The organism is Serratia sp. PGPR-27, from assembly GCF_022678525.1.
Taxonomy (GTDB): Bacteria; Pseudomonadota; Gammaproteobacteria; order Enterobacterales; family Enterobacteriaceae; genus Serratia; species Serratia nematodiphila.
The window spans coordinates 86,693-108,542 of the sequence record NZ_JALBYS010000013.1 but is presented as its reverse complement, the minus strand read 5'-3'; the positions used below and the strand labels follow the sequence as shown (position 1 = coordinate 108,542).

The following is a 21,850-nucleotide window of genomic DNA, read 5'->3' as shown; positions in this document are numbered from 1 at the left end:
CTCGAAGATGCCGCCGGATTTGATGTAGCTCTGGATCTCGTTGTGGATCTCGGTGGCCATGCCGGTATCTTTGCCGTTACCGACGAAGAAGTTGCTGACCTGATCCGGCTTCTCATCCATCGCTTTCTTCAGCTTGGCGCTGTCGATTTCCAGCTTGCCGGTTTTGGTGTTGGTGGAAATGCCGAGGTTGCCCAGGCCTTTTAACTCCGGGTTGTCCTGGGCAGCGCTCAGCGCGCTTTTGATCGACGACTGAATGCCGCGCAGGGTGTTGTCGCCCAGCAGCGGGCCGTTGGTTGGGTTTGGCGCTTCGCCGGTTTTCACCGGGGTGAACTTGGACAACGCGTTGAAGGTGTCCAGCAGCGAGTTATAGCTGTCGACCCACTCTTTGATCTTGTCGGTGGTGCCGGCGGTGTTGGTGCTGATCACCAGGTGTTGCGGTTCATCGGTTTTGGTTTTGGTTTTCAGATCGATGGTGACGCCTTGCAGGGCATCGCTGATCGAGTTGGTGCTGCGCTTGATAGCGGTGCCGTTCACCGTCAGCTCCGCATCCTGCGGCGCGACCGTCTGCTTCATGGCGGTGCCGGTGCCGCGGGTGGCGTTGTAGTTCAGGATATCGCCCAGTTGGTCGTCGTTATCGACCTGCAGAGAAATCTTGTTGTTTTCGCCGGTGGTGGAGGAGCTGACCGCTAACTGATAGTCGTTGTCGCCGACGCGCATGATGCTGGCGGTGACGCCGGCTTTGGCGCCGTTGATGGCGTCGCGCAGCTCAACCAGCGAGGTTTGATCGTCGCTCAGCGGGATTTTGGTTTCTTTCGGCGGGTTGCCGGCGGTGATGGTCAGGGAGCGGTCTGTCACGCCTTCAGCGCCTAACTTAGCGCCCTGGTCGCTGACTTTCGCCTGGGTGGTCAGGGTTTGCGCCTGCGCCAGTTTGTTCACTTCCACCACATAGTTGCCCGGCACCGCCTTGGCGTTGGTGGTGATCTTGAAGGCGTCGTGTTCGGTGGCGGTGGTGGCCTTGAAGAAATCTTCTTTCGCCATCTCTTTGCTGAGATTGTCGAATTTTTCCAGCGCGCCTTTCAACGTGCCGTAACCGGTCAGCTGGGCGTTGTAGCTGGATTGCTTGGTGGTGTAAGGGGTCAGGCGCTGTTGTTCCGCTTTGGTCAGCTTATCCAGCAAGCCATTGAGGTCGAGTCCTGAGCCGAGACCTAATGAACTGATCGTTGCCATGAGTAATTCTCCTTGATGATGACTTTATTCGCTTTACGCGTTATCGGCCCAGTGGTGAAAAAGTTTACCGAAAAAAACAAAAAACCGATGGCGCAATAGAGGAGGGAAAAAGCGCGTTATTTCCGCCATTGCAACGGGCGCAAAAAATTTTAAAAAATTGCTAAAGGTTGTTAGGGGAGGGCCGATACCTGAGGGGACGGTGGTTGACGCCGTGGGCAAACAAGCCCGAACCTTTTAACCGTGTTGCGAAGAACGCAACTGACTCGTAAGGAAAGCAAACAATGGCACAAGTAATCAACACTAACAGCCTGTCTCTGATGGCGCAGAACAACCTGAACAAATCTCAGTCTTCTCTGGGCACTGCGATTGAGCGTCTGTCTTCCGGTCTGCGTATCAACAGCGCGAAAGACGATGCTGCGGGTCAGGCGATCTCCAACCGTTTCACCGCGAACATCAAAGGCCTGACTCAGGCTTCCCGCAACGCCAACGACGGTATCTCTCTGGCGCAGACCACTGAAGGCGCACTGAACGAAGTTAACGACAACCTGCAGAACATCCGTCGTCTGACCGTACAGGCGCAGAACGGTTCCAACTCTTCCAGCGACCTGAAATCCATCCAGGACGAAATCACTCAGCGCATGTCGGAAATCAACCGTATCTCCGAGCAGACTGATTTCAACGGCGTGAAAGTGCTGAGCAGCGATCAGAAACTGACTATCCAGGTTGGCGCTAACGACGGTGAAACCATCGATATCGACCTGCAGAAAATCGACTCCACTAAACTGGGTCTGGATGGCTTCGACGTTACTACTAAAGGCCCTACTGCGGGTTCCGCGATTGCTACCGGCGCTCACATCAAAGCTGCTACCGGTGAAGACGTTGTTTACGATGCTGCCACTGCGAAAAGCGGTCTGGCCGATGGTAAAGTACTGATTTCTGGTAAGGATGCCACCGGTAAAGATGCGATGTTCGTTGAAACTACCGACAAAACTACCGGTGCTAAAACCTACGCAGCAGCCACTGTAGATAAAGACGGTAAAGTGGCTGAAGGTACTGCCGTAACCATGAAAAACCCACTGGATACCCTGGACAAAGCGCTGGCACAGGTTGACGGCCTGCGTTCTTCCCTGGGTGCGGTACAGAACCGTTTCGATTCTGTTATCAACAACCTGAACAGCACCGTGAACAACCTGTCCGCTTCTCAGTCCCGTATTCAGGATGCTGACTACGCGACCGAAGTGTCCAACATGAGCCGCGCCAACATCCTGCAACAGGCTGGCACCTCTGTTCTGGCACAGGCTAACCAGTCTACTCAGAACGTCCTGTCCCTGCTGCGTTAATCGTCTCTCCCGATTAACTGTCGCAAAGAAACCCCGCTTCGGCGGGGTTTTTTTATGCTCGCGCACCGCGCGGTTATTACATGGCGCAAATAAAGCCCGTTTTGTGCGACTGTTCAGCCGATTGGCATCCTGCCCCCTACGCATAATAGCGCTGACTCTCTTATCCGCAGGTTTAAGACATAGTGAGCGATCTGTATACCGCCGAAGGCGTGATGGACAAAAATTCTCTCTGGTTGCGCTACGTGCCGTTAGTGCGCCACGAGGCGTTGCGCCTGCAGGTCAGGCTGCCCGCCAGCGTGGAGCTTGACGACCTGTTGCAGGCCGGGGGAATCGGGCTATTAAACGCCGTTGAGCGTTATGACGCCCTACAGGGAACCGCCTTTACCACCTATGCGGTGCAGCGCATTCGCGGCGCGATGCTCGACGAGTTGCGCAGCCGCGACTGGGTGCCGCGCAGCGTGCGGCGCCACGCGCGCGAGGTCGCGCAGGTGATGCGGCAACTGGAACAGCGTTACGGCCGCCCGGCGAGCGAGACGGAAGTGGCGCAGACGCTGAACATCTCGCTGGATGAGTACCGTCAAATTCTGTTGGACACCAATAACAGCCAGCTTTTCTCCTACGACGAATGGCGCGAGGAGCATGGCGAGAACGCGGAACCGATGCTGGAAGGGCATGAGGAGGCCAACCCGCTGCATCACCTGTTGGAAGGCAGCCTGCGCCAGCGGGTGATCGACGCCATCGAGGCGTTGCCGGAGCGCGAAAAAATGGTGCTGACGCTGTATTACCAGGAAGAGTTGAATCTCAAAGAGATCGGCGCCGTGCTGGACGTGGGGGAATCCCGCGTCAGCCAACTGCACAGTCAGGCGATCAAACGGCTGCGCGCGCGGCTGGCGAACGATACCTGACGGCGGAGCGCCGCCCCCAACTCGATGACTCATGCGACAATCGGACTGCCCCTTATGCCAGGAATACTGTTGAAGAAACGGCCGCTTAGCCGTTACCTGAAAGATTACAAGCACAGCCAGACCCATTGCTCCCAGTGCGGCAAACTGTTGGACCGCATGGCGCTGGTGTTTCGCGGCAAGATAATCAATAAAGAAGCCATCGCGCGCATGGATCAGCCGATCGACGATGCGGTCTGGCAAAACGTGCAGCACGAGCTGACCGCGCTGTGCCGCTTTTGCAGCGAGATTTCCTGCAACAGCCACCCGAGTTATTTCGACATTATGGCGTTCAAGCAGTATCTGTTCGAACAGACCGAGATGAGTCACAGCACCATTCGCGAGTACGTGGTGCGGCTGCGCCGGCTGGATGAAATGCTGGTGGCGCGGAATTACCCGGCGGACAAATTCGCCAACAGCGCCAGTCATCAGCGCATCATCGACGATCTGCCTACCGCGGCACACAACAACTACCGCATTGCGCTGCGCAAGTACGATCAGTATCTCGCCTGGCAGCGCAGCTACTGAGACTTTCCCCGGCCGCTGGGCCGGGGTCTGCTGTTTCCCCCGTGATAAAGGATGATTATTCAGTTCACATCTGCTAAATCTATCGGTTATCAGATGTTGATATTCGATTCCCTGGGGGGAAGTAGTGAACCTGCAACAACAACTGGCGCAATTTCCGCGTCTGGATCTGGTTGGCGTCGCCACACCGCTGGAAAAACTGTCCCGTCTCTCCGATTACCTCGGCCGTGAAATTTACCTCAAACGTGACGATGTCACGCCTATGGCGATGGGCGGCAACAAGCTGAGAAAGCTTGAGTTTTTGGCCGCCGATGCGCTGCGGCAAGGTGCCGATACGCTGGTCACCGCCGGCGCTATTCAATCCAATCACGTGCGCCAGACGGCGGCGGTGGCGGCGAAACTGGGCCTGCACTGCGTCGCGTTGCTGGAAAACCCGATCGATACCCGCGCGGAAAACTACCTGACCAACGGCAACCGTCTGTTGCTCGGCCTGTTCAACGCCGAAGTGGTAATGTGCGAAGCGCTGCACGATCCGCAGCAGCAACTGGCGGAACTGGCGACGCGCCTCGAGGCGCAGGGCTTCCGGCCTTACGTGGTGCCGGTGGGCGGCTCCAATGCGCTGGGCGCGCTGGGATACGTGCAGTGCGCATTGGAAATCGCCGAACAGAGCCAACGCAGCAACGTGGCGTTCAGTTCGGTGGTGGTGGCGTCCGGCAGCGCCGGCACCCACGCCGGGCTGGCGGTGGGGCTGCAGCAGCTGCTGCCCGAAACCGAGTTGATCGGCGTGACCGTCTCGCGCACCGTGATCGATCAGTTGCCGAAGGTGGAACAAATCCAGAAAGCCCTGGCCTGTTCGCTGAATATTGACAAACTGGCGCCGATCGCGTTGTGGGATGATTACTTCGCGCCGCAGTACGGCATGCCGAACGAAGAGGGCATGGCGGCGGTGCAGTTGCTGGCGCAGCAAGAGGGGGTATTGCTGGATCCGGTGTACACCGGCAAAGCGATGGCCGGTTTGATCGACGGCATCGCCCAGCGGCGCTTCCGCGACGAAGGTCCCATCCTGTTTGTTCACACCGGCGGTGCACCGGCGCTGTTCGCCTACCATCCGCAGGTGTAAACACCGCGTGTTATTCCATTTTGAACTATATTTATAAGGTTATATTCCTTTATGCGGGCGGTTGCACTGTTAAAGTGCTGATATCAAAAAAGATAAACAACATACAGGGGTGTTTATGATGTTTGCGAAAGTTCGTCGTCAATGGTTGTTGGGCGTGGTGGGTATTGCGTTGGCCGCCGGTGTGACGACGCAAACCTACGCCGCCGATAACCTGCTGCAGCAGGTGAAACAGCGCGGCACGCTGATCGTCGGGCTGGAAGGTACTTATCCGCCGTTCAGTTTCCAGGGGGAAGACGGCAAATTGACCGGTTTCGAAGTGGATTTCGCCAACGCGCTGGCGCAACATCTGGGCGTGAAAGCCAAGCTGAACCCGACCAAATGGGACGGTATGCTGGCTTCGCTGGATTCGAAGCGCATCGACGTGGTCATCAATCAGGTGACGCTCTCCGATGAGCGCAAGAAGAAATATGATTTCTCCACCCCTTACACCGTTTCCGGCATTCAGGCGCTGGTGAAAAAGGGCAACGAAGGCACCATTACCAAGCCGGATGACCTGAAGGGCAAAAAGGTCGGCGTTGGCCTGGGCACCAACTATGAGCAATGGCTGCGCGAGAATGTGCAGGGCGTGGACGTGCGCACTTACGACGATGATCCGACCAAGTATCAGGATCTGCGCGTCGGCCGCATCAACGCCATTCTGGTGGACCGCCTGGCGGCGCTGGATCTGGTGAAGAAAACCGGCGATACGCTGGCGGTGGCCGGCCCGGCATTCTCCCGCCAGGAGTCCGGCGTGGCGCTGCGCAAGAATAACCCAGAGCTGCTGGCCGCGATTGACCAGGCGATCGCCGAGATGCAAAAAGACGGCACGCTGGCGAAGATCTCCGAGAAATGGTTTGGCGCGGACGTAACTAAATAATGCACGAAAGTATTCAACTGGCGCTGGATTCAGCGCCATTTTTATTGAAGGGCGCCATACTGACGCTGCAGCTTAGCCTGGGCGGTATGGCGTTCGGCCTGTTGCTGGGTTTTCTGCTGGCGCTGATGCGCCTTTCGCCGCTTTGGCCGCTGTCATGGCTGTCGCGCATTTACGTATCGCTGTTCCGCGGCACGCCGCTGATCGCCCAGCTGTTTATGATCTATTACGGTCTGCCGCAGTTCGGTATCGAATTCGATCCTTTCCCGGCGGCGCTGATTGGCCTGTCGCTCAATACCGCCGCCTACACCTCAGAAACGCTGCGCGCGGCGATTTCGTCGATCGACAAAGGGCAGTGGGAAGCCGCCGCCAGTATCGGCATGACCCGTTGGCAAACCCTGCGCCGGGTGATCCTGCCGCAGGCGGCGCGCACCGCCTTGCCGCCGCTGGGCAACAGTTTTATCGGCCTGGTGAAGGACACCTCGCTGGCCGCTACCATTCAGGTGCCGGAACTGTTCCGCCAGGCGCAGCTCATCACCTCGCGCACGCTGGAAGTGTTCACCATGTACCTGGCGGCATCGCTGATTTACTGGGTGATGGCGACCCTGCTTTCCGCACTGCAAAACCGTCTGGAAGCCCACGTTAATCGCCAGGATCAGGAGTAACGCATGAGTGCCATTGAAGTTAAGCAATTGACCAAGCAGTTCAAAGGTCAGACGGTGCTGCATGGGATCGATCTGGCGGTGGACGCCGGTGAAGTGGTGGCGATCATCGGCCCGAGCGGCTCAGGGAAAACCACCTTGTTGCGCTGCATCAACCTACTGGAGGAGCCGGATTCCGGCACCATTCGCGTCGGCGATATCCTGATCGATGGCAGCAAGCCGTTGAGCAAACAGAAAAATCAGGTGCGCGCGCTGCGCCAGCAGGTCGGTTTTGTGTTCCAGAACTTCAACCTGTTTCCGCACCGTTCGGTGCTCGAAAACATCATTGAAGGGCCGGTTATCGTTAAAGGTGAGGCGAAAGCCAGCGCCGAACAGCGCGCTCGCGCGTTGCTGGCCAAGGTGGGGCTGAGCGGCAAAGAGGCGGCTTATCCGCGTCGGCTGTCCGGCGGGCAGCAGCAGCGGGTGGCGATCGCGCGCGCGCTGGCGATGCAGCCGGAGGTGATTTTGTTCGATGAGCCGACGTCGGCGCTCGATCCCGAGCTGGTGGGAGAAGTGCTCAATACCATGCGTTCACTGGCGGAAGAGAAACGCACCATGGTGATCGTCACCCATGAAATGAGCTTCGCCCGCGACGTGGCCGATCGGGTTATCTTTATGGATCACGGCCGCATCGTCGAACAGGGCCCGGCCAAAGCGCTGTTCGCCAATCCGCAGCATCAGCGCACCCAGCAATTCCTCGACAAGTTCCGGAATCAATAAGGCGTCGGGGGCGTTTCCCCCGACTGCATTCACTCCGCTTTCAACAATTCATTGCGCGCGGCGGCAGCGAGAAATCCGCTGCGGCTGCCGTATCCCGGATGTTGCCGAACCAGAGAGTCAATGCGACTTAACAGGCGATGGGGCAACGTGATGTTAATCCGTTCGGCTCGGCCGTCAAATTTATCCATATTGATAGCGACCAATAGCCATTGTCCTCCCTCGAAGGATCCCGCATCTTTGGCAAGATGGGCTGCGACGGCATGCGGGCGCGGTAGCGGTTGATTGTCTTCGCTCAACAACTCAAAGTGCGCATCCAGTGCGCTTTGGGCATCGGCAAAAGCGTCGTCCAGGCTGGTGCCGGCGAAGTAGCAGCCAGGGACGTCGGGAAAGAAACCGCTGGCGCTGCCGTTTGATTCTGTATGGATATAAGCGGGATAAAACATGGTCTCTCCTGTTAACGCGTGGCGATGTGAAGCGCACTTAACCCCGCGTCTTTAAGTATCTGCCGCAGCGTGCCCAGCTTGAGATCTTTCTTTGGATGCGGCACGGTGATGATCAGCGCAAAATCGGGATGTTTGAATTGATGGTGGCTGCCTTTTACCCGCCGCAATACCCAACCGTGGCTTTCCAGCAGCGCAATCAGTTCTGAACTCTTCACGATGTTATTGTCCTTAATCTACACACCATACACACTCTCAGGCAAGAAGATTAATACGCTAACGGCTGACCGGGCTGCGGACAATAAAAAACCCTGCACAAGTGCAGGGTTTGCGTAGCGGTTAGCAAATCAGGCGGCAATGTATTGCCGCCTTGAGGATGCGTTAACCGATGGTCATCAGGCTGGCGTTACCGCCGGCGGCGGCGGTGTTGACGCTCAGGGAACGTTCGATCAGCAGGCGTTCCAACAGGATGTTGGTTTCACCGTGGGCGAAGCCCTGCACCGAGACGATGGCGCCGCCGCGCTGGGCGATCTGCTCGCACAGGGTGCGCAGCTGGTCTGCATCGCCGTGGTAGATGGCGGCGTCGAACTCGACCTTGTCCTGCTGCCAGTCTTTGCTAAAGGCGATGCGAGCCTGCACATCGTTCGGCAAGCGGCGGAACAGATTGCGCTGCAGTTCCGCTTCCGGCCACAGCGCGCAGCTGCCAACCGCCAGCACGGCGGCCAGCTGGATCAGCGCGTCGGTTTCGTTATCCGCCAGGCACAGCACGCGTTCACGCGGCAGCAGGGCATAGGTATTGCGCTCGCCGGTCGGGCCCGGCAGCGGACGTACGGTGCCGCCCTGGCCCAGTTCCGCATAACGTTGCGCCAATGCCGCCAGTTCGCCGTGTTGGCTGGTGACCGCCCATTTCTCCAGCGATTGCAGTGCGCCCAGCAGCTGAGGCCGCGCGGTGGCTTCCATCGGGCGCTCTTCGTCCTGGCGGTGCAGCGTACGTTGCAGCGCGTCGTCCGGACGGTTGGCCAGCAGACGGTACAGGTACAGCGGGCCGCCGGCTTTCGGGCCGGTACCCGACAGGCCTTCGCCGCCGAACGGCTGTACGCCGACCACTGCGCCGACCATGTTGCGGTTGACGTACAGGTTGCCGACCTTGGCGCGTTCGGTCACCCGGGCGATGGTTTCATCGATACGGGTGTGAATGCCCAGCGTCAGGCCATAACCGGCGGCGTTGATCTGATCGACCAGCGCGTCCAGATTGTTGCGCTGGAAGCGCACCACGTGCAGCACCGGGCCGAAGATCTCTTTTTGCAGCTCGTCGAAGCTGTCGAGTTCGATCAGCGTCGGCTTGATGAAGGTGCCGCGCGCCCACTCTTTTTCATCCTGCGCGCTGCCTTTGGCGGCCTGGTACACCTTGCGGCCTTTGGCGCGCATCGCCTGGATGTGGCGTTCGATGCCGGTTTTGGCTTCGGCGTCGATCACCGGGCCCACGTCGGTGGACAGGCGCTCCGGGTTGCCCATGCGGCATTCGGCCATCGCGCCGCGCAGCATTTGCAGCGTGTGCTCGGCCACGTCTTCCTGAATGCACAGGATACGCAGCGCGGAGCAACGCTGCCCGGCGCTGTCGAAGGCGGAGGCCACCACGTCGGTCACCACCTGTTCGGTCAGGGCGGAAGAGTCGACGATCATGGCGTTCAGGCCGCCGGTTTCGGCGATCAGCGGCGTCGGCCGGCCTTGCGGATCCAGACGACCGGCGATGCTGCGCTGCAGAATGCCGGCGACGTCAGTGGAGCCGGTGAACATCACGCCGCGGACGCGGGCGTCGTTGACCAGCGTCGAGCCGACGGTTTCACCCTGGCCCGGCAGCAGCTGCAGCACGCCTTGCGGAATGCCGGCTTCCAGCAGGATGCGCACCGCCTGCGCGGCCACCAGCGGCGTTTGCTCGGCCGGTTTGGCCAGCACGCTGTTGCCCGCCGCCAGCGCGGCGGCGATTTGGCCGGTGAAGATCGCCAGCGGGAAGTTCCACGGGCTGATGCAAACCACCGGGCCCAGCGGGCGGTGGCTGTCGTTGGCGAAGTCGTCGCGCACCTGGCCGGCGTAGTAGTGCAGGAAGTCGACCGCTTCACGCACTTCGGCGATGGCGTTGTTGAAGGTTTTACCCGCTTCGCGCACCAGAATGCCCAGCAGGCTTTGCAGCTGGCTTTCCATCAGTTCGGCGGCGCGTTCGAGGATCGCGGCGCGTTCCGTCGGCGGCGTAGCGAACCAGATTGGGCCGGCGGCCGCGGCGGCGTCGAGCGCGCGGCTGACTTCGCCTTCGGTGGCTTCACGCACGTAGCCGACCACATCGCCCGGCTCGGCCGGGTTGATCACCGGCTGCTCCACGCCCTGATCCAATTCGGCGTCGATGATCGGTTCCGCGCGCCACGGATGGCTGGCGCTGGTGAGCAGGGCGCTGGAGAGCGAGGCCAGACGCTGTTCGTTGGACAGATCCAGACCGCTGGAGTTAACGCGTTTCTCGCCGTACAGCTCGCGCGGCAGCGGGATGCGCGGATGCGGCAGGCCAATTTGACCTTCGCTGGCCGCCAGCGCTTCCACGGCGCTGACCGGATCGGCCACCAGCTCGTCGAGCGGCAGGGTGGCGTCGGCGATGCGGTTGACGAACGAGGTGTTGGCGCCGTTTTCCAACAGGCGACGCACCAGGTAAGCCAGCAGCGTTTCATGGGTGCCGACCGGCGCGTAGATGCGGCAAGGGCGGTTCAGTTTGCCGTCGGCCACTTTACCCACCACCTGCTCGTACAGCGGCTCACCCATGCCGTGCAGGCACTGGAATTCATACTGGCCAGGGTAGTAGTTGTTGCCGGCCAGGTGATAGATGGCGCTCAGCGTATGGGCGTTGTGGGTCGCGAACTGCGGATAGATCAGGTTCGGCACCGACAGCAGCTTGCGGGCGCAGGCCAGGTAGGAAACGTCGGTGTACACCTTGCGGGTGTAGACTGGGTAGCCTTCCAGGCCGTCCATCTGGGCGCGTTTGATTTCGCTGTCCCAGTAGGCGCCTTTCACCAGACGGATCATCAGGCGGCGGCGGCTGCGTTGCGCCATGTCGATCACCGTGTCAATGGCGAACGGACAGCGTTTCTGATAGGCCTGGATCACGAAGCCGATGCCGTTCCAGCCGGCCAACTGCGGCTCGAAGCACAGTTTCTCCAGCAGATCGAGCGAGATCTCCAGGCGATCGGCCTCTTCGGCGTCGATATTGATGCCGATATCGTACTGACGTGCCTGCAGGGTCAGCGACAGCAGGCGCGGGTAAAGCTCTTCCATGACGCGTTCGTACTGCGCGCGGCTGTAGCGCGGGTGCAGGGCGGACAGCTTGATGGAGATGCCGGGGCCTTCATAGATGCCGCGGCCGTTGGAGGCTTTGCCGATGGCGTGGATCGCCTGCTGGTAGGAAACCAGGTAGGCCTGGGCGTCGGCTTCGGTCAGGGCGGCTTCGCCCAGCATGTCGTAGGAGTAGCGGAAGCCTTTTTCTTCCAGCTTGCGCGCGTTGGCCAGCGCTTCGGCGATGGTTTCGCCGGTCACGAACTGTTCGCCCATCAGGCGCATCGCCATGTCCACGCCTTTGCGGATCAGCGGTTCGCCGCTCTTGCTGATAATGCGGTTCAGCGATCGGGACAGATTGGCTTCGTTATGCGTGGACACCAGCTTGCCGGTAAACAGCAGGCCCCAGGTCGCGGCGTTGACGAACAGCGACGGGCTGCGCCCCAGGTGCGAATGCCAGTTGCCGTTGCTGATCTTGTCGCGGATCAGGGCGTCGCGGGTCGGTTTGTCCGGAATGCGCAGCAGCGCTTCCGCCAGGCACATCAGCGCCACACCTTCCTGCGAGGAGAGGGAGAACTCTTGCAGCAGGCCTTGCACCATGCCGGCGCGGCCGTTTGCACTTTTTTGGTTACGCAATTTCTCGGCGATGCCATAGGCCATTTTATGAGTAGCCTGTGCAAGATCGGCGGGTAATCGCGCCTGTTCGAGCAACATCGGCACCGCTTCGGTCTCCGGGCGGCGATAGGCGGCGGTGATGGCGGCGCGGGTCACCGACTGCGGCAGAATTTGTTCGGCGAAATCGAGGAATGGCTGGTGTGACTCTTCCTGCGCTTGCGGCATAATGTCGTCCGCTTCAGGCTGGCCCGCTGCGGCCAGCGCTGGAATTTCAGGGATATCGGTACCGCTCTCGAGACGCTCGAGGTAATTAAAGATGGCCTGCTTGATGAGCCAGTGCGGCGTGCGATCGATGCGCTGCGCGGCGCTCTTGATCCGGTCGCGTGTTGCCTCGTCGAGTTTCACGCCCATTGTGGTAGTGCCCATGCCTGTCCAACTCCTGTGTTTAGAACCTATCCCATCAGGCTAGACAAACAGCAGGCCGGAAAGCCTGTTGGGATAGGTTCGTGAGATGTGTGGGTTAAGAATGCAGACAATATCCTGCATGTTGCAACTTTGTGCAACCTTGTTAAATCAGGCTGATGAGCGAAGTGTGAGTTTCATCGATTTTTTAACACGGGCAGTTGGCATGAATGTTGCGTTATTGAGCGAATGCGGCGGGGTTTATTACGTCGCAGGCGCTTTACCCTGCGGTATATAAGGGTAATGGCAAGGTGCAACTCATTTTGCTTGTCGTGAGTGCAACCTTTGAGCCCGGTAAATGTGACGCAGGGTAAACTTTGTGTAACTTTGTTGTTAAATATCTTGTTGGTTGATGAAAGGCTCATCTAGGATAACCGACGGTCAACAATTACGGGCAGAAACTATTTTACCTGCACTCGCTCGCAGGCTGCGTCACGTTCCGGCGCGGCGGCCAGTGAAATGCATTGCGCGTGGGTTTACCGGCGCCGGCTTGGCCGGAGCGAAACGCGAATAATAATGAAAGTGGAGAATTAAATGACAATGAGCACACCTATGCTGGTGACCTTCCTGGTGTACATTTTCGGGATGGTGCTGATCGGCCTGCTTGCCTACCGGGCAACCAACAACTTTGATGACTATATTCTCGGCGGCCGCAGTTTGGGCAGCGTGGTGACCGCGCTGTCCGCCGGGGCTTCCGACATGAGCGGCTGGCTGCTGATGGGCCTGCCGGGCGCCATCTTCCTCTCCGGCATCTCCGAAAGCTGGATCGCCATCGGCCTGACCATCGGCGCTTACCTGAACTGGAAGCTGGTGGCAGGAAGGCTGCGCGTGCATACCGAAGCCAACAACAACGCCCTGACGCTGCCGGACTATTTCACCAGCCGTTTTGAAGACAACAGCAAGCTGCTGCGGGTGATCTCGGCCATCGTCATTCTGGTGTTCTTCACCATTTACTGCGCCTCCGGCATCGTGGCCGGCGCGCGCCTGTTCGAAAGCACCTTCGGCATGAGCTACGAAACCGCCCTGTGGGCCGGCGCCGCGGCGACCATCCTGTATACCTTTATCGGCGGTTTCCTGGCGGTGAGCTGGACCGACACCGTACAGGCCAGCCTGATGATTTTCGCGCTGATCCTGACGCCGGTGATCGTGATCTTCGCCGTCGGCGGCATCGATACCTCGATGCTGGTGATCCAGGCGAAGAACCCGGCCAACCTCGACATGCTGAAGGGGCTGAACTTCGTCGCCATCCTGTCGCTGCTGGGTTGGGGCCTGGGCTACTTCGGCCAGCCGCACATCCTGGCGCGTTTCATGGCAGCGGATTCTCACCGCACCATCCGCAGTGCGCGCCGCATCAGCATGACCTGGATGATCCTGTGCCTGGCCGGGACCATCGCCGTCGGTTTCTTCGGTATCGCTTACTTCGCCAATAACCCGGATCAGGCCGGTAACGTGTCGCAGAACGGCGAACGCGTGTTTATCGAACTGGCGATGTTGCTGTTCAACCCATGGGTGGCGGGCGTGCTGCTGTCGGCGATTTTGGCGGCGGTCATGAGCACCCTGAGCTGCCAGCTGCTGGTATGCTCCAGCGCGATCACCGAAGACCTGTACAAGGCGTTCCTGCGCAAGGGCGCCAGCCAGCGTGAGCTGGTGTGGGTCGGCCGCGTGATGGTGCTGGTAGTGGCGTTGATCGCCATCGCCTTGGCGGCCAACCCGGAGAACCGCGTGCTGGGCCTGGTGAGTTATGCCTGGGCCGGTTTCGGTGCCGCCTTCGGCCCGGTTGTGCTGATCTCGGTAATGTGGTCGCGCATGACCCGCAACGGCGCGCTGGCCGGCATGCTGGTCGGTGCGGTGACGGTGATCGTCTGGAAACAGTACGAATGGCTGGGCCTGTACGAAATCATCCCTGGCTTCATCCTGGGCTGTCTGGCCATCGTGGTGGTGAGCCTGATGGGCCGCCAGCCATCCTCAACCATGACCGAACGTTTCGATCAGGCGGAAGCCGAATACAAAACGGTATAACGCCGTTTGATGTCAGTCGGCAAGGGGCGCGCAGAGCGCCCCTTCTTTTTGCCTGTTTGCCCGTCATTCGGCTGTAACACCTGGCGACATTTGATTAGAAAAAATCACGCTTGTGCCTCTTGTATTTCTTTTTGCCAGAATGATAATCACTCTCGTTGTATTTTACGTTTCTTTACATACTCGCCGCGGCTCATTTCGAGCCGGTTTTCTCTGCCGCCGCGGTCTTTTCAGGGGTGATTAGTTATGTTCGTTCCCTTTCTTATCATGTTCCGTGAGGGGCTGGAGGCCGCGCTGATCGTCAGCCTGATCGCCAGCTACCTGAAGCGCACGCAGCGCAGCCAATGGCTGGGCGCGGTGTGGATCGGCGTGATTGTCGCCGCGGCGCTGTGTCTGGCGCTCGGCATCTTCATCAATGAGACCACCGGCGAGTTCCCGCAGAAACAGCAAGAGCTGTTCGAAGGCATCGTGGCGGCGGTGGCGGTGCTGATCCTCACCTATATGGTGTTCTGGATGCGTAAGGTGTCCAAATCGGTCAAGGTGCATCTGGAAGGGGCTATCGATCAGGCGCTCAGCGCCGGTAAAGGGCAGGGGTGGGCGCTGGTGGCGATGGTGTTCTTCGCCGTGGCGCGCGAAGGGCTGGAGTCGGTGTTCTTCCTGCTGGCGGCGTTCCAGCAAGACGTGGGCGCCGCGGCGCCGATCGGCGCGGTGCTCGGCCTGGTGGCCGCCATCGTGCTGGGCATGATGATTTACTGGGGCGGGGTGAAGCTGCACCTGGCCAAATTCTTCAAATGGACCAGTCTGTTCATTTTGTTCGTCGCCGCCGGCCTGGCCGCCGGGGCGATCCGCGCCTTCCACGAAGCCGGCCTGTGGAACCACTTCCAGGACATCGCCTTCGATTTCAGCAACACCCTGTCGACCCATTCGCTGTTCGGCACCCTGCTGGAAGGCATTCTCGGTTACCAGGAAGCGCCGACGGTCAGCGAAGTGGCGGTCTACTTCCTGTATCTGATCCCGGCGCTGATTTTCTTTTTCCTGCCGCAGCGCGCGGAGCCGGCAGCGGCCCCGGCGCAACGTAAAATCAATCATTAATGTTTAATAGGGAATCTCGTATGTCTACTCCGTTATTTCGCCGCAAGGCGTTGCACGCAGCATTACTGGCTATCCCGGCGTTTGCGCTGAGCATCGACGCCTTGGCGGCGGACGTGCCGCAGGTCAAGGTTACGGTTAACGACAAGCAGTGCGAACCGATGCAACTGACGGTCCCGGCCGGCAAGACGCAGTTTGTGGTGCACAACACCAGCCAGAAAAACGTCGAATGGGAAATCCTGAAAGGGGTGATGGTGGTGGAAGAGCGCGAGAACATCGCCCCGGGCTTTACCCAGAAAATGACCGCCACGCTGGAAGCGGGCGAATATGACATGACCTGCGGGCTGCTGAGCAATCCGAAAGGCAAACTGACTGTCACCGCAGCGGCCAACGGCGCCACCGACGGCAAGCCGAACGCGCTGGACCTGGTCGGCCCGATCGCCGAATACAAGGTTTACGTCACCAAAGAAGTCGATGGGTTGGTGAAACAGACCAAGCTGTTTACCGACGCGGTGAAGGCCGGCAACGTGGAGCAGGCGCGCAAGCTGTATGCGCCGACCCGCCAGCACTATGAGCGCATTGAGCCGATCGCCGAGCTGTTCTCCGATCTGGACGGCAGCATCGACGCCCGTGAAGACGACTACGAGAAGAAAGCGGCGGACCCGAACTTCACCGGCTTCCACCGTCTGGAGAAGGCGCTGTTTGCCGACAACTCCACCAAAGACATGGGCCAATATGCCGATCGTCTGTATCGCGACACCGTTGAGCTGCAAAAACGCGTGAGTGAACTGACCTTCCCGCCGAGCAAGGTGGTGGGCGGCGCAGCCGGACTGATCGAAGAGGTGGCGGCCAGCAAGATCAGCGGTGAAGAAGACCGTTACAGCCGCACCGATTTGTGGGACTTCCAGGCCAACGTCGACGGCGCGCAAAAGATAGTCAATCTGCTGCGCCCGCTGCTGGTTAAGGCCAATAAGCCGCTGCTGGACAAAATCGACGCCAACTTCAAAACCGTGGACACCATTTTGGCGAAGTACCAAACCAAAGAGGGTTATGAGTCCTATGAGAAGCTGACCGATGCCGATCGCAATGCGTTGAAAGGGCCGATCACCACGCTGGCGGAAGATCTTTCTCAGCTGCGCGGCGTATTGGGTCTGGACTGAGGCATACGGTTATGAGCAACAAGGCAGGCCCGAATAACGGGCCGCATCCGCAATCGCAGGGGGCGGCATCGCCTTCGCGCCGCCGTTTGCTGCAAGGGCTGGGGCTGGGCGCGCTGGCGCTGGGCGGCAGCCGCCTGGCGCAGGCGGCGGGTAACGCGGCGGAGCCGTTGGCGACGCCGCAGGATGAGCGCTGGCAGAAACAGCCGTTTTATGGCCGCCATCAGGCCGGCGTGCTGACGCCGCAACAGGCGGCGATGATGCTGGTGGCGTTCGATGTGTTGGCGACCGACAAAGCGGGGCTGGAGCGCCTGTTCCGGCTGCTGACCGATCGCATCGCCTTCCTGACCCACGGCGGTAAGGCGCCGGAGGTGGACGCCAAGCTGCCGCCGCTCGATTCCGGCATCATGGGGCCGGAGATTTACCCGGACAACCTGACCATCACCGTCTCGGTCGGCGCATCGCTGTTCGATGAACGCTTTGGTCTGCAGGCGCAAAAGCCGCTGCGGTTGCAGAAAATGACCCGCTTCCCCAACGATGCGTTGGACGCCGCGCTTTGTCACGGCGACCTGCTGTTGCAGATCTGCGCCAACACCAACGAAACGGTGATTCACGCGCTGCGCGACATCATTAAGCATTCGCCGGATCTGCTCAGCGTGCGCTGGAAGCGGGAGGGGTTCATCTCCGCGCACGCGGCGCGCAGCAAAGGCAAAGAGACGCCGATCAACCTGTTGGGTTTCAAAGACGGCACTGCGAACCCGAAAACCGACGACAAACCGCTGATGGATAAGGTGGTGTGGGTCGGCGACAACGTCGGTGAGCCGGCGTGGACGGCGGGCGGCAGCTATCAGGCGGCGCGCATTATTCGTTTTCGCGTCGAGTTTTGGGATCGCACGCCGCTGCAGGAGCAGGAAACCATCTTCGGCCGCGAGAAGCACAGCGGGGCGCCGCTGGGCATGAAGCGTGAACATGACGAGCCGGACTACGCGAACGATCCCGACGGCAAGGTGATCCCGATGGATGCGCACATCCGGCTGGCTAATCCTCGCACGCCGGAAAGCCAAAGCAACCTGATGCTGCGGCGCGGCTACAGCTATTCCCTTGGCGTTTCCAATGCCGGCCAGCTGGAAATGGGGCTGCTGTTCGTCTGCTATCAGGCCGATCTGGAGAAAGGCTTCCTGACGGTGCAAAAAAGGCTGAACGGCGAAGCGCTGGAGGAATACATCAAGCCGATTGGCGGCGGGTATTTCTTCGTATTGCCGGGCGTGAAAGAGGGCAGCGATTATCTGGCCAGCGGCCTGCTCAAGGCCTGAAACCGGAATAACGAGGCGGGATCTTCCGCCTCGTTTTACGTTTGTCTTACCCGCTGCAGGGGGGCAGTTAACGATGAAACGCAATTCAATGCTTTGCCAGCAGATAAAAAAACACCCATCTCTGCTGCTTTTGATTGCGCAAAATTTAATCTGGAACCAAAGTGTCATTCGCGGATTTTAATTGTAATTCATTGATATTTATTGATTATAATTTTATATGGAATGATGTCTTGGGCGTGATATAGTGTTTTAGCGATAACTAAAAACAAAACATATAAAATTTTTTTACATTTTAGTAACGCGACAGGATTGAATGTCATTATACTGTAATCATCTGGCGGTAGTTTTCACACGGTGCACAGCTTGAAGCTGTAAATATCACTGCGGGGATCGCTAATGGTAAAGTCCTTGGTTGGGCTGGAAAGAAAAAATAACACATCTCCCCTGATTTCTCGTTGTAACGAGGGTTCTCTCTCCGACTCTCTTTTACCGGCAACTCCGCACCCTTATCGCTACCGAATCTCATCACTTTTTACTCCACGTTTATTGATGCAGTCCGCGTTGTCCCGTGAAGACACGGCGCTTAAGCGTTGCCGTCGATTCACTTTGTCCCTTGGCTCTTATTGGCTCGGAGGAGGCCAAAACCTAATACGTGTGTGAAACATAATCGCGCGGCCTGGCCGTTGCGGTAGGTGAAACAAACTGTAAGGTGCCACTATGGGTAGACAGAAAGCAGTGATCAAAGCACGTCGTGAAGCGAAACGCGTTATTCGTCGTGACGCTCGTAGTCATCGCCAGCTGGAAGAAGAGTCTGTGACCTCGCTGGTGCAAATGGGGGGAGTCGAGTCTATCGGCATGGCGCGAGACAAGCGCGATAGCTCACCCATCGAGGCTAGAACCGAAGCTCAGGGTCATTACTTATCAGCCATAGAGAATAAGCAGCTGATCTTCGCCACCGGCGAAGCCGGCTGCGGCAAAACATTTATCAGCGCCGCCAAGGCGGCGGAGGCGCTGATCCATAAAGAGGTGGATCGGATTATCGTTACCCGTCCTGTTTTGCAGGCGGATGAAGACCTCGGTTTCTTGCCGGGGGATATCGCCGAGAAGTTCGCCCCTTATTTCCGCCCGGTGTATGACATTCTGGTGCGCCGTTTGGGCTCTTCCTTTATGCAGTACTGCCTGCGCCCGGAAATCGGCAAGGTAGAGATTGCGCCGTTCGCTTATATGCGCGGACGCACCTTCGAAAATGCGGTCGTTATCCTGGATGAAGCCCAGAACGTGACCGCCAGCCAGATGAAAATGTTCCTGACCCGCCTGGGGGAAAACGTGACGGTTATCGTTAACGGCGACGTGACCCAGTGCGACCTGCCGCGCGGCGTAAAATCCGGTCTCAGCGATGCCCTGGAGCGCTTCGAAGAGGACGAGATGATCGGCGTCATCCGCTTTGAAAAACAGGACTGCGTACGCTCCGCTTTGTGCCAGCGCACGCTCAACGCTTACAGTTAACCTATCCGCTAATGGAAAGGCCGCTTCGGCGGCCTTTTTTATCGCCGCCTATTTACCATTTCGTTTAACCTTTGTGTAAATTATTGTGGTTATTTGTATAGATTTTCGTTGAGTTAGCGTTAATGATTAATGGGTTCCAGATTGGCGCGCAGTTTGCGTGCGCCGCCAAAAGGACATTTTCTGGGGTGTGCGCCGCGCGGCGCATAGCGTGTGGGTTCCTTGCTGCGATTCAAACATGAAATACATCATTCTGCTTTTGCTTATTTTATGCGTCGTCTATGTGCATTACCGCGGGCGGGTGCGCTACAACGTGTGGCGGCAGCTGTCTGACCATTCCACCTTTACCGCACCGTTGAACGTCTTCATGTATCTGTTTTCCCGTGTGCCGACCACGCCGTACCTGAAGCCGGAGCAATTTCCTGAGCTGACGGTACTGCGGGAGAACTGGGAAACCATCCGCGACGAAGGACAGAAGCTGATGGAGATCCAGCAGATCAAAGCGTCCGATCAATTCAACGACGCCGGTTTCAACTCGTTCTTCAAGACCGGTTGGAAACGCTTTTATCTGAAATGGTATGAGGACAGCCATCCCTCCGCCATGACCCTGTGCCCGCAGACCACGGAACTGCTGCGCAGTCTGCCTTCGGTCAAGGCGGCGATGTTCGCCGAACTGCCGGACGGCAGCCGTTTGCCGCGCCATCGCGATCCTTACGCCGGTTCGCTGCGTTATCACCTGGGGCTGATTACCCCCAATGATGACCGCTGCTTCATTGAGGTGGACGGTGAGCGCTACAGCTGGCGTGACGGTGAAGGGGTGATGTTCGATGAAACCTATCTGCACTATGCGGAAAACCAGAGCGGGCAGAATCGCCTGATCCTGTTCTGCGATATCGAACGGCCGATGCGCTACCGCTGGGCGCAGGCGGTGAATCACTGGCTGGGTCGCAACCTGATGAGCGCCGCCACCGCGCCGAATGAAGAGGGCGATCGCACCGGCGGCGTCAACAAGATGTTCAAATACATCTATGCGATACGCCGGGTGGGGAAACGGCTGAAGGCCTGGAACCGCACCGGCTATTACATCATCAAGTGGATTTTGTTCGGGGGGATCGCCGCGGCGATATTCTTCTCGGTATAACGCAGGCAGGGGCGCACAGAGTGCGCCCCTTTTGGATCAGGCGAAGATAGTCATCATGTAGGCGGCGAACAGCGCCAGGTGGGCGGTGCCGTTCAGCACGTTGGTGCGGCCGGTCGAGAACGACAGCTGGCACAGCAACAACACCGTCAACATCACCACGATATGCGGCGTTTGCAGGCCGAAGATCAGCGTCTGCCCGGTCAGGGTAGCGATGATGGTCACCGCCGGCACCGTCAGGGAGATGGTCGCCAGCACCGAACCGAAGAACAGGTTCATGGCGCGTTGCACCTGATTGTTCAACACGGCGCGCAGCGCGCCCAGGCCTTCAGGCGACAGGATAAGCAGCGCCACCAGGAAACCGGTGAACTGCGCCGGTGCATTCATTTTGGTCAGCAGGCCTTCGAGCGGATTGGCGTTGAACTTGGTGACGGCGATAACCGCGATCAGGTGCACGATGAGCCAGGCGGCGTGCCAGGCGCTGCTGTGCGAAGAGGGCTTGCCGTGGTGCGGATCGCCATCGTCGTCTTCATGCTCGTACACGAACAGGCTCTGGTGGGTTTTGGTCTGGATCACCAGGAATACGCCATACATGGCGGCGGAAATCAGCGCCACCAACAGCGCTTGCCCGGTGCTGAAGTTGCCGCCCGGCAGCGCACTCGGGAACACCAGCACGATCACCGCCAGCGGGAAAATCGCCATCAGGTACTGTTTGATGCCGCCGAGGTTGACGTACTGGGTGGCGAACTTGCGCCCGCCGAGCAGCAGCGCGAAGCCGACCAGGCCGGCGGAAACGATCATGATGATGGAGTACAGCGTGTCGCGCATCAGCGCCGGCGCAGCGTCGCCGGTGGCCATCAACGCCGAGATCAGGCTGACTTCGAGGATCACCACCGACAGGCTGAGGATCAGCGAGCCATAGGGCTCGCCCAGTCGGTGGGCGAGCACGTCGGCGTGGCGCACCACGCTGAAGGCGCTGCTGAGGATCCCCACCAGCGCGAGAATATTGATGCCGACGATCAGCGGAAAGTTAGCGGTGCTGCCCCATAAATTCAACACCACCAGCGCGGCGATGGGGAAGATCAGCGAGTATTCGGTGTGGCGAGATTTGGTGGATCGGCCAGGATCGTGTTGCGACTTCATGAGGGTGGCACTCCTTCTCAAACAGCGTAGCCCGTCAGCGCCGGTCGCCGTGATGCGGCAACTCTGCGTTTCCAGTAGGTATTTTATATTAGGATACACCCGCGGCGCCGGTGTGATGTTGTTTTTATCTGAGAAAGCAATTGCTTGCTTTATGTGATCAGAGTAACAAAAAAAC

Annotated in this window: 18 protein-coding genes; 13 read left to right on the top strand and 5 right to left on the bottom strand. The window is 58.9% G+C overall.

What is annotated here, in order from left to right; translation table 11 throughout:
- A partial coding sequence (fliD, locus tag MMS95_RS09770) for a flagellar filament capping protein FliD (protein ID WP_242141606.1) occupies nt 1-1,227 on the bottom strand: 1,227 nt, incomplete at its 3' end.
- Between the two features lie 281 nt (nt 1,228-1,508).
- Between fliD and MMS95_RS09765 the strand changes: the two genes are divergently transcribed.
- The 7 genes from MMS95_RS09765 to tcyN all read left to right on the top strand — a co-directional run bounded on the left by MMS95_RS09765 (nt 1,509) and on the right by tcyN (nt 7,487).
- Nucleotides 1,509-2,567, top strand: a complete 1,059-nt coding sequence (locus tag MMS95_RS09765) for a FliC/FljB family flagellin (protein ID WP_085336688.1) — start codon at nt 1,509-1,511, stop codon at nt 2,565-2,567.
- A gap of 182 nt (nt 2,568-2,749) precedes the next feature.
- A complete protein-coding gene (locus MMS95_RS09760) occupies nt 2,750-3,472 on the top strand; it encodes an RNA polymerase sigma factor FliA (RefSeq protein WP_004934752.1) in 723 nt (240 codons plus the stop codon).
- A 54-nt stretch (nt 3,473-3,526) separates the two neighbouring features.
- A complete protein-coding gene (gene fliZ / locus MMS95_RS09755) occupies nt 3,527-4,036 on the top strand; it encodes a flagella biosynthesis regulatory protein FliZ (RefSeq protein WP_004934751.1) in 510 nt (169 codons plus the stop codon).
- A 124-nt stretch (nt 4,037-4,160) separates the two neighbouring features.
- Entirely contained in the window at nt 4,161-5,153 is a 993-nt protein-coding gene (locus MMS95_RS09750; RefSeq protein ID WP_015378235.1) for a D-cysteine desulfhydrase, read from the top strand.
- Nucleotides 5,154-5,268: 115 nt separating this feature from the next.
- Entirely contained in the window at nt 5,269-6,069 is an 801-nt protein-coding gene (gene tcyJ / locus MMS95_RS09745) for a cystine ABC transporter substrate-binding protein (RefSeq protein WP_015378234.1), read from the top strand.
- Nucleotides 6,069-6,731 carry a cystine ABC transporter permease gene (gene tcyL / locus MMS95_RS09740; protein WP_015378233.1) on the top strand — a complete coding sequence of 221 codons (663 nt, stop codon included), beginning with the start codon at nt 6,069-6,071 and terminating at the stop codon, nt 6,729-6,731. The genes tcyJ and tcyL overlap by 1 nt, the downstream gene beginning before the upstream one ends.
- Nucleotides 6,732-6,734: 3 nt before the next feature.
- Nucleotides 6,735-7,487 carry an L-cystine ABC transporter ATP-binding protein TcyN gene (gene tcyN, locus MMS95_RS09735; protein ID WP_015378232.1) on the top strand — a complete coding sequence of 251 codons (753 nt, stop codon included), beginning with the start codon at nt 6,735-6,737 and terminating at the stop codon, nt 7,485-7,487.
- 29 nt (nt 7,488-7,516) lie between these two features.
- Here tcyN and MMS95_RS09730 read toward each other — a convergent pair whose 3' ends face one another.
- From MMS95_RS09730 to putA, 3 genes are all read right to left on the bottom strand, one after another.
- Nucleotides 7,517-7,930, bottom strand: a complete 414-nt coding sequence (locus tag MMS95_RS09730; protein WP_015378231.1) for a type II toxin-antitoxin system HicB family antitoxin — start codon at nt 7,928-7,930, stop codon at nt 7,517-7,519.
- 11 nt (nt 7,931-7,941) lie between these two features.
- Nucleotides 7,942-8,145, bottom strand: coding sequence for a type II toxin-antitoxin system HicA family toxin (locus MMS95_RS09725; protein ID WP_015378230.1), 204 nt, complete (start codon nt 8,143-8,145; stop codon nt 7,942-7,944).
- 163 nt (nt 8,146-8,308) lie between these two features.
- Nucleotides 8,309-12,280: a trifunctional transcriptional regulator/proline dehydrogenase/L-glutamate gamma-semialdehyde dehydrogenase gene (gene putA / locus MMS95_RS09720; protein WP_242141605.1), complete on the bottom strand. Its 3,972-nt coding sequence runs from the start codon at nt 12,278-12,280 to the stop codon at nt 8,309-8,311.
- 570 nt (nt 12,281-12,850) lie between these two features.
- Here putA and putP point away from each other — a divergent pair.
- The 6 genes from putP (at nt 12,851) to lpxO (ending at nt 20,535) form a co-directional block, all read left to right on the top strand.
- Nucleotides 12,851-14,335 carry a sodium/proline symporter PutP gene (gene putP, locus MMS95_RS09715; RefSeq protein ID WP_015378228.1) on the top strand — a complete coding sequence of 495 codons (1,485 nt, stop codon included), beginning with the start codon at nt 12,851-12,853 and terminating at the stop codon, nt 14,333-14,335.
- 243 nt (nt 14,336-14,578) lie between these two features.
- A complete protein-coding gene (gene efeU, locus MMS95_RS09710) occupies nt 14,579-15,424 on the top strand; it encodes an iron uptake transporter permease EfeU (RefSeq protein ID WP_004934730.1) in 846 nt (281 codons plus the stop codon).
- Between the two features lie 20 nt (nt 15,425-15,444).
- Nucleotides 15,445-16,581, top strand: coding sequence for an iron uptake system protein EfeO (efeO, locus tag MMS95_RS09705; protein WP_085336687.1), 1,137 nt, complete (start codon nt 15,445-15,447; stop codon nt 16,579-16,581).
- An 11-nt stretch (nt 16,582-16,592) separates the two neighbouring features.
- Complete coding sequence (gene efeB, locus MMS95_RS09700; RefSeq protein WP_021504076.1) at nt 16,593-17,891, top strand: iron uptake transporter deferrochelatase/peroxidase subunit; 1,299 nt, start codon at nt 16,593-16,595, stop codon at nt 17,889-17,891.
- Nucleotides 17,892-18,608: 717 nt separating this feature from the next.
- Entirely contained in the window at nt 18,609-19,397 is a 789-nt protein-coding gene (gene phoH / locus MMS95_RS09695; RefSeq protein WP_004934726.1) for a phosphate starvation-inducible protein PhoH, read from the top strand.
- A 235-nt stretch (nt 19,398-19,632) separates the two neighbouring features.
- The gene (gene lpxO, locus MMS95_RS09690) at nt 19,633-20,535 is read left to right on the top strand and encodes a lipid A hydroxylase LpxO (protein WP_021504035.1); all 903 of its coding nucleotides are present in this window, start codon (nt 19,633-19,635) and stop codon (nt 20,533-20,535) included.
- Between the two features lie 36 nt (nt 20,536-20,571).
- Here lpxO and chaA read toward each other — a convergent pair whose 3' ends face one another.
- Nucleotides 20,572-21,675: a sodium-potassium/proton antiporter ChaA gene (gene chaA / locus MMS95_RS09685; RefSeq protein WP_004934723.1), complete on the bottom strand. Its 1,104-nt coding sequence runs from the start codon at nt 21,673-21,675 to the stop codon at nt 20,572-20,574.
- Between the last annotated feature and the right edge of the window lie 175 nt (nt 21,676-21,850).

Coding starts and splice junctions, on each gene's coding strand:
- MMS95_RS09765 (WP_085336688.1), top strand. CDS start 1,509: ATGGCACAAGTAATCAACACTAACAGCCTGTCTCTGATGGCGCAGAAC.
- fliZ (WP_004934751.1), top strand. CDS start 3,527: ATGCCAGGAATACTGTTGAAGAAACGGCCGCTTAGCCGTTACCTGAAA.
- tcyJ (WP_015378234.1), top strand. CDS start 5,269: ATGATGTTTGCGAAAGTTCGTCGTCAATGGTTGTTGGGCGTGGTGGGT.
- tcyL (WP_015378233.1), top strand. CDS start 6,069: ATGCACGAAAGTATTCAACTGGCGCTGGATTCAGCGCCATTTTTATTG.
- tcyN (WP_015378232.1), top strand. CDS start 6,735: ATGAGTGCCATTGAAGTTAAGCAATTGACCAAGCAGTTCAAAGGTCAG.
- MMS95_RS09730 (WP_015378231.1), bottom strand. CDS start 7,930: ATGTTTTATCCCGCTTATATCCATACAGAATCAAACGGCAGCGCCAGC.
- putA (WP_242141605.1), bottom strand. CDS start 12,280: ATGGGCACTACCACAATGGGCGTGAAACTCGACGAGGCAACACGCGAC.
- putP (WP_015378228.1), top strand. CDS start 12,851: ATGACAATGAGCACACCTATGCTGGTGACCTTCCTGGTGTACATTTTC.
- efeU (WP_004934730.1), top strand. CDS start 14,579: ATGTTCGTTCCCTTTCTTATCATGTTCCGTGAGGGGCTGGAGGCCGCG.
- efeO (WP_085336687.1), top strand. CDS start 15,445: ATGTCTACTCCGTTATTTCGCCGCAAGGCGTTGCACGCAGCATTACTG.
- efeB (WP_021504076.1), top strand. CDS start 16,593: ATGAGCAACAAGGCAGGCCCGAATAACGGGCCGCATCCGCAATCGCAG.
- phoH (WP_004934726.1), top strand. CDS start 18,609: ATGGGTAGACAGAAAGCAGTGATCAAAGCACGTCGTGAAGCGAAACGC.
- lpxO (WP_021504035.1), top strand. CDS start 19,633: ATGAAATACATCATTCTGCTTTTGCTTATTTTATGCGTCGTCTATGTG.
- chaA (WP_004934723.1), bottom strand. CDS start 21,675: ATGAAGTCGCAACACGATCCTGGCCGATCCACCAAATCTCGCCACACC.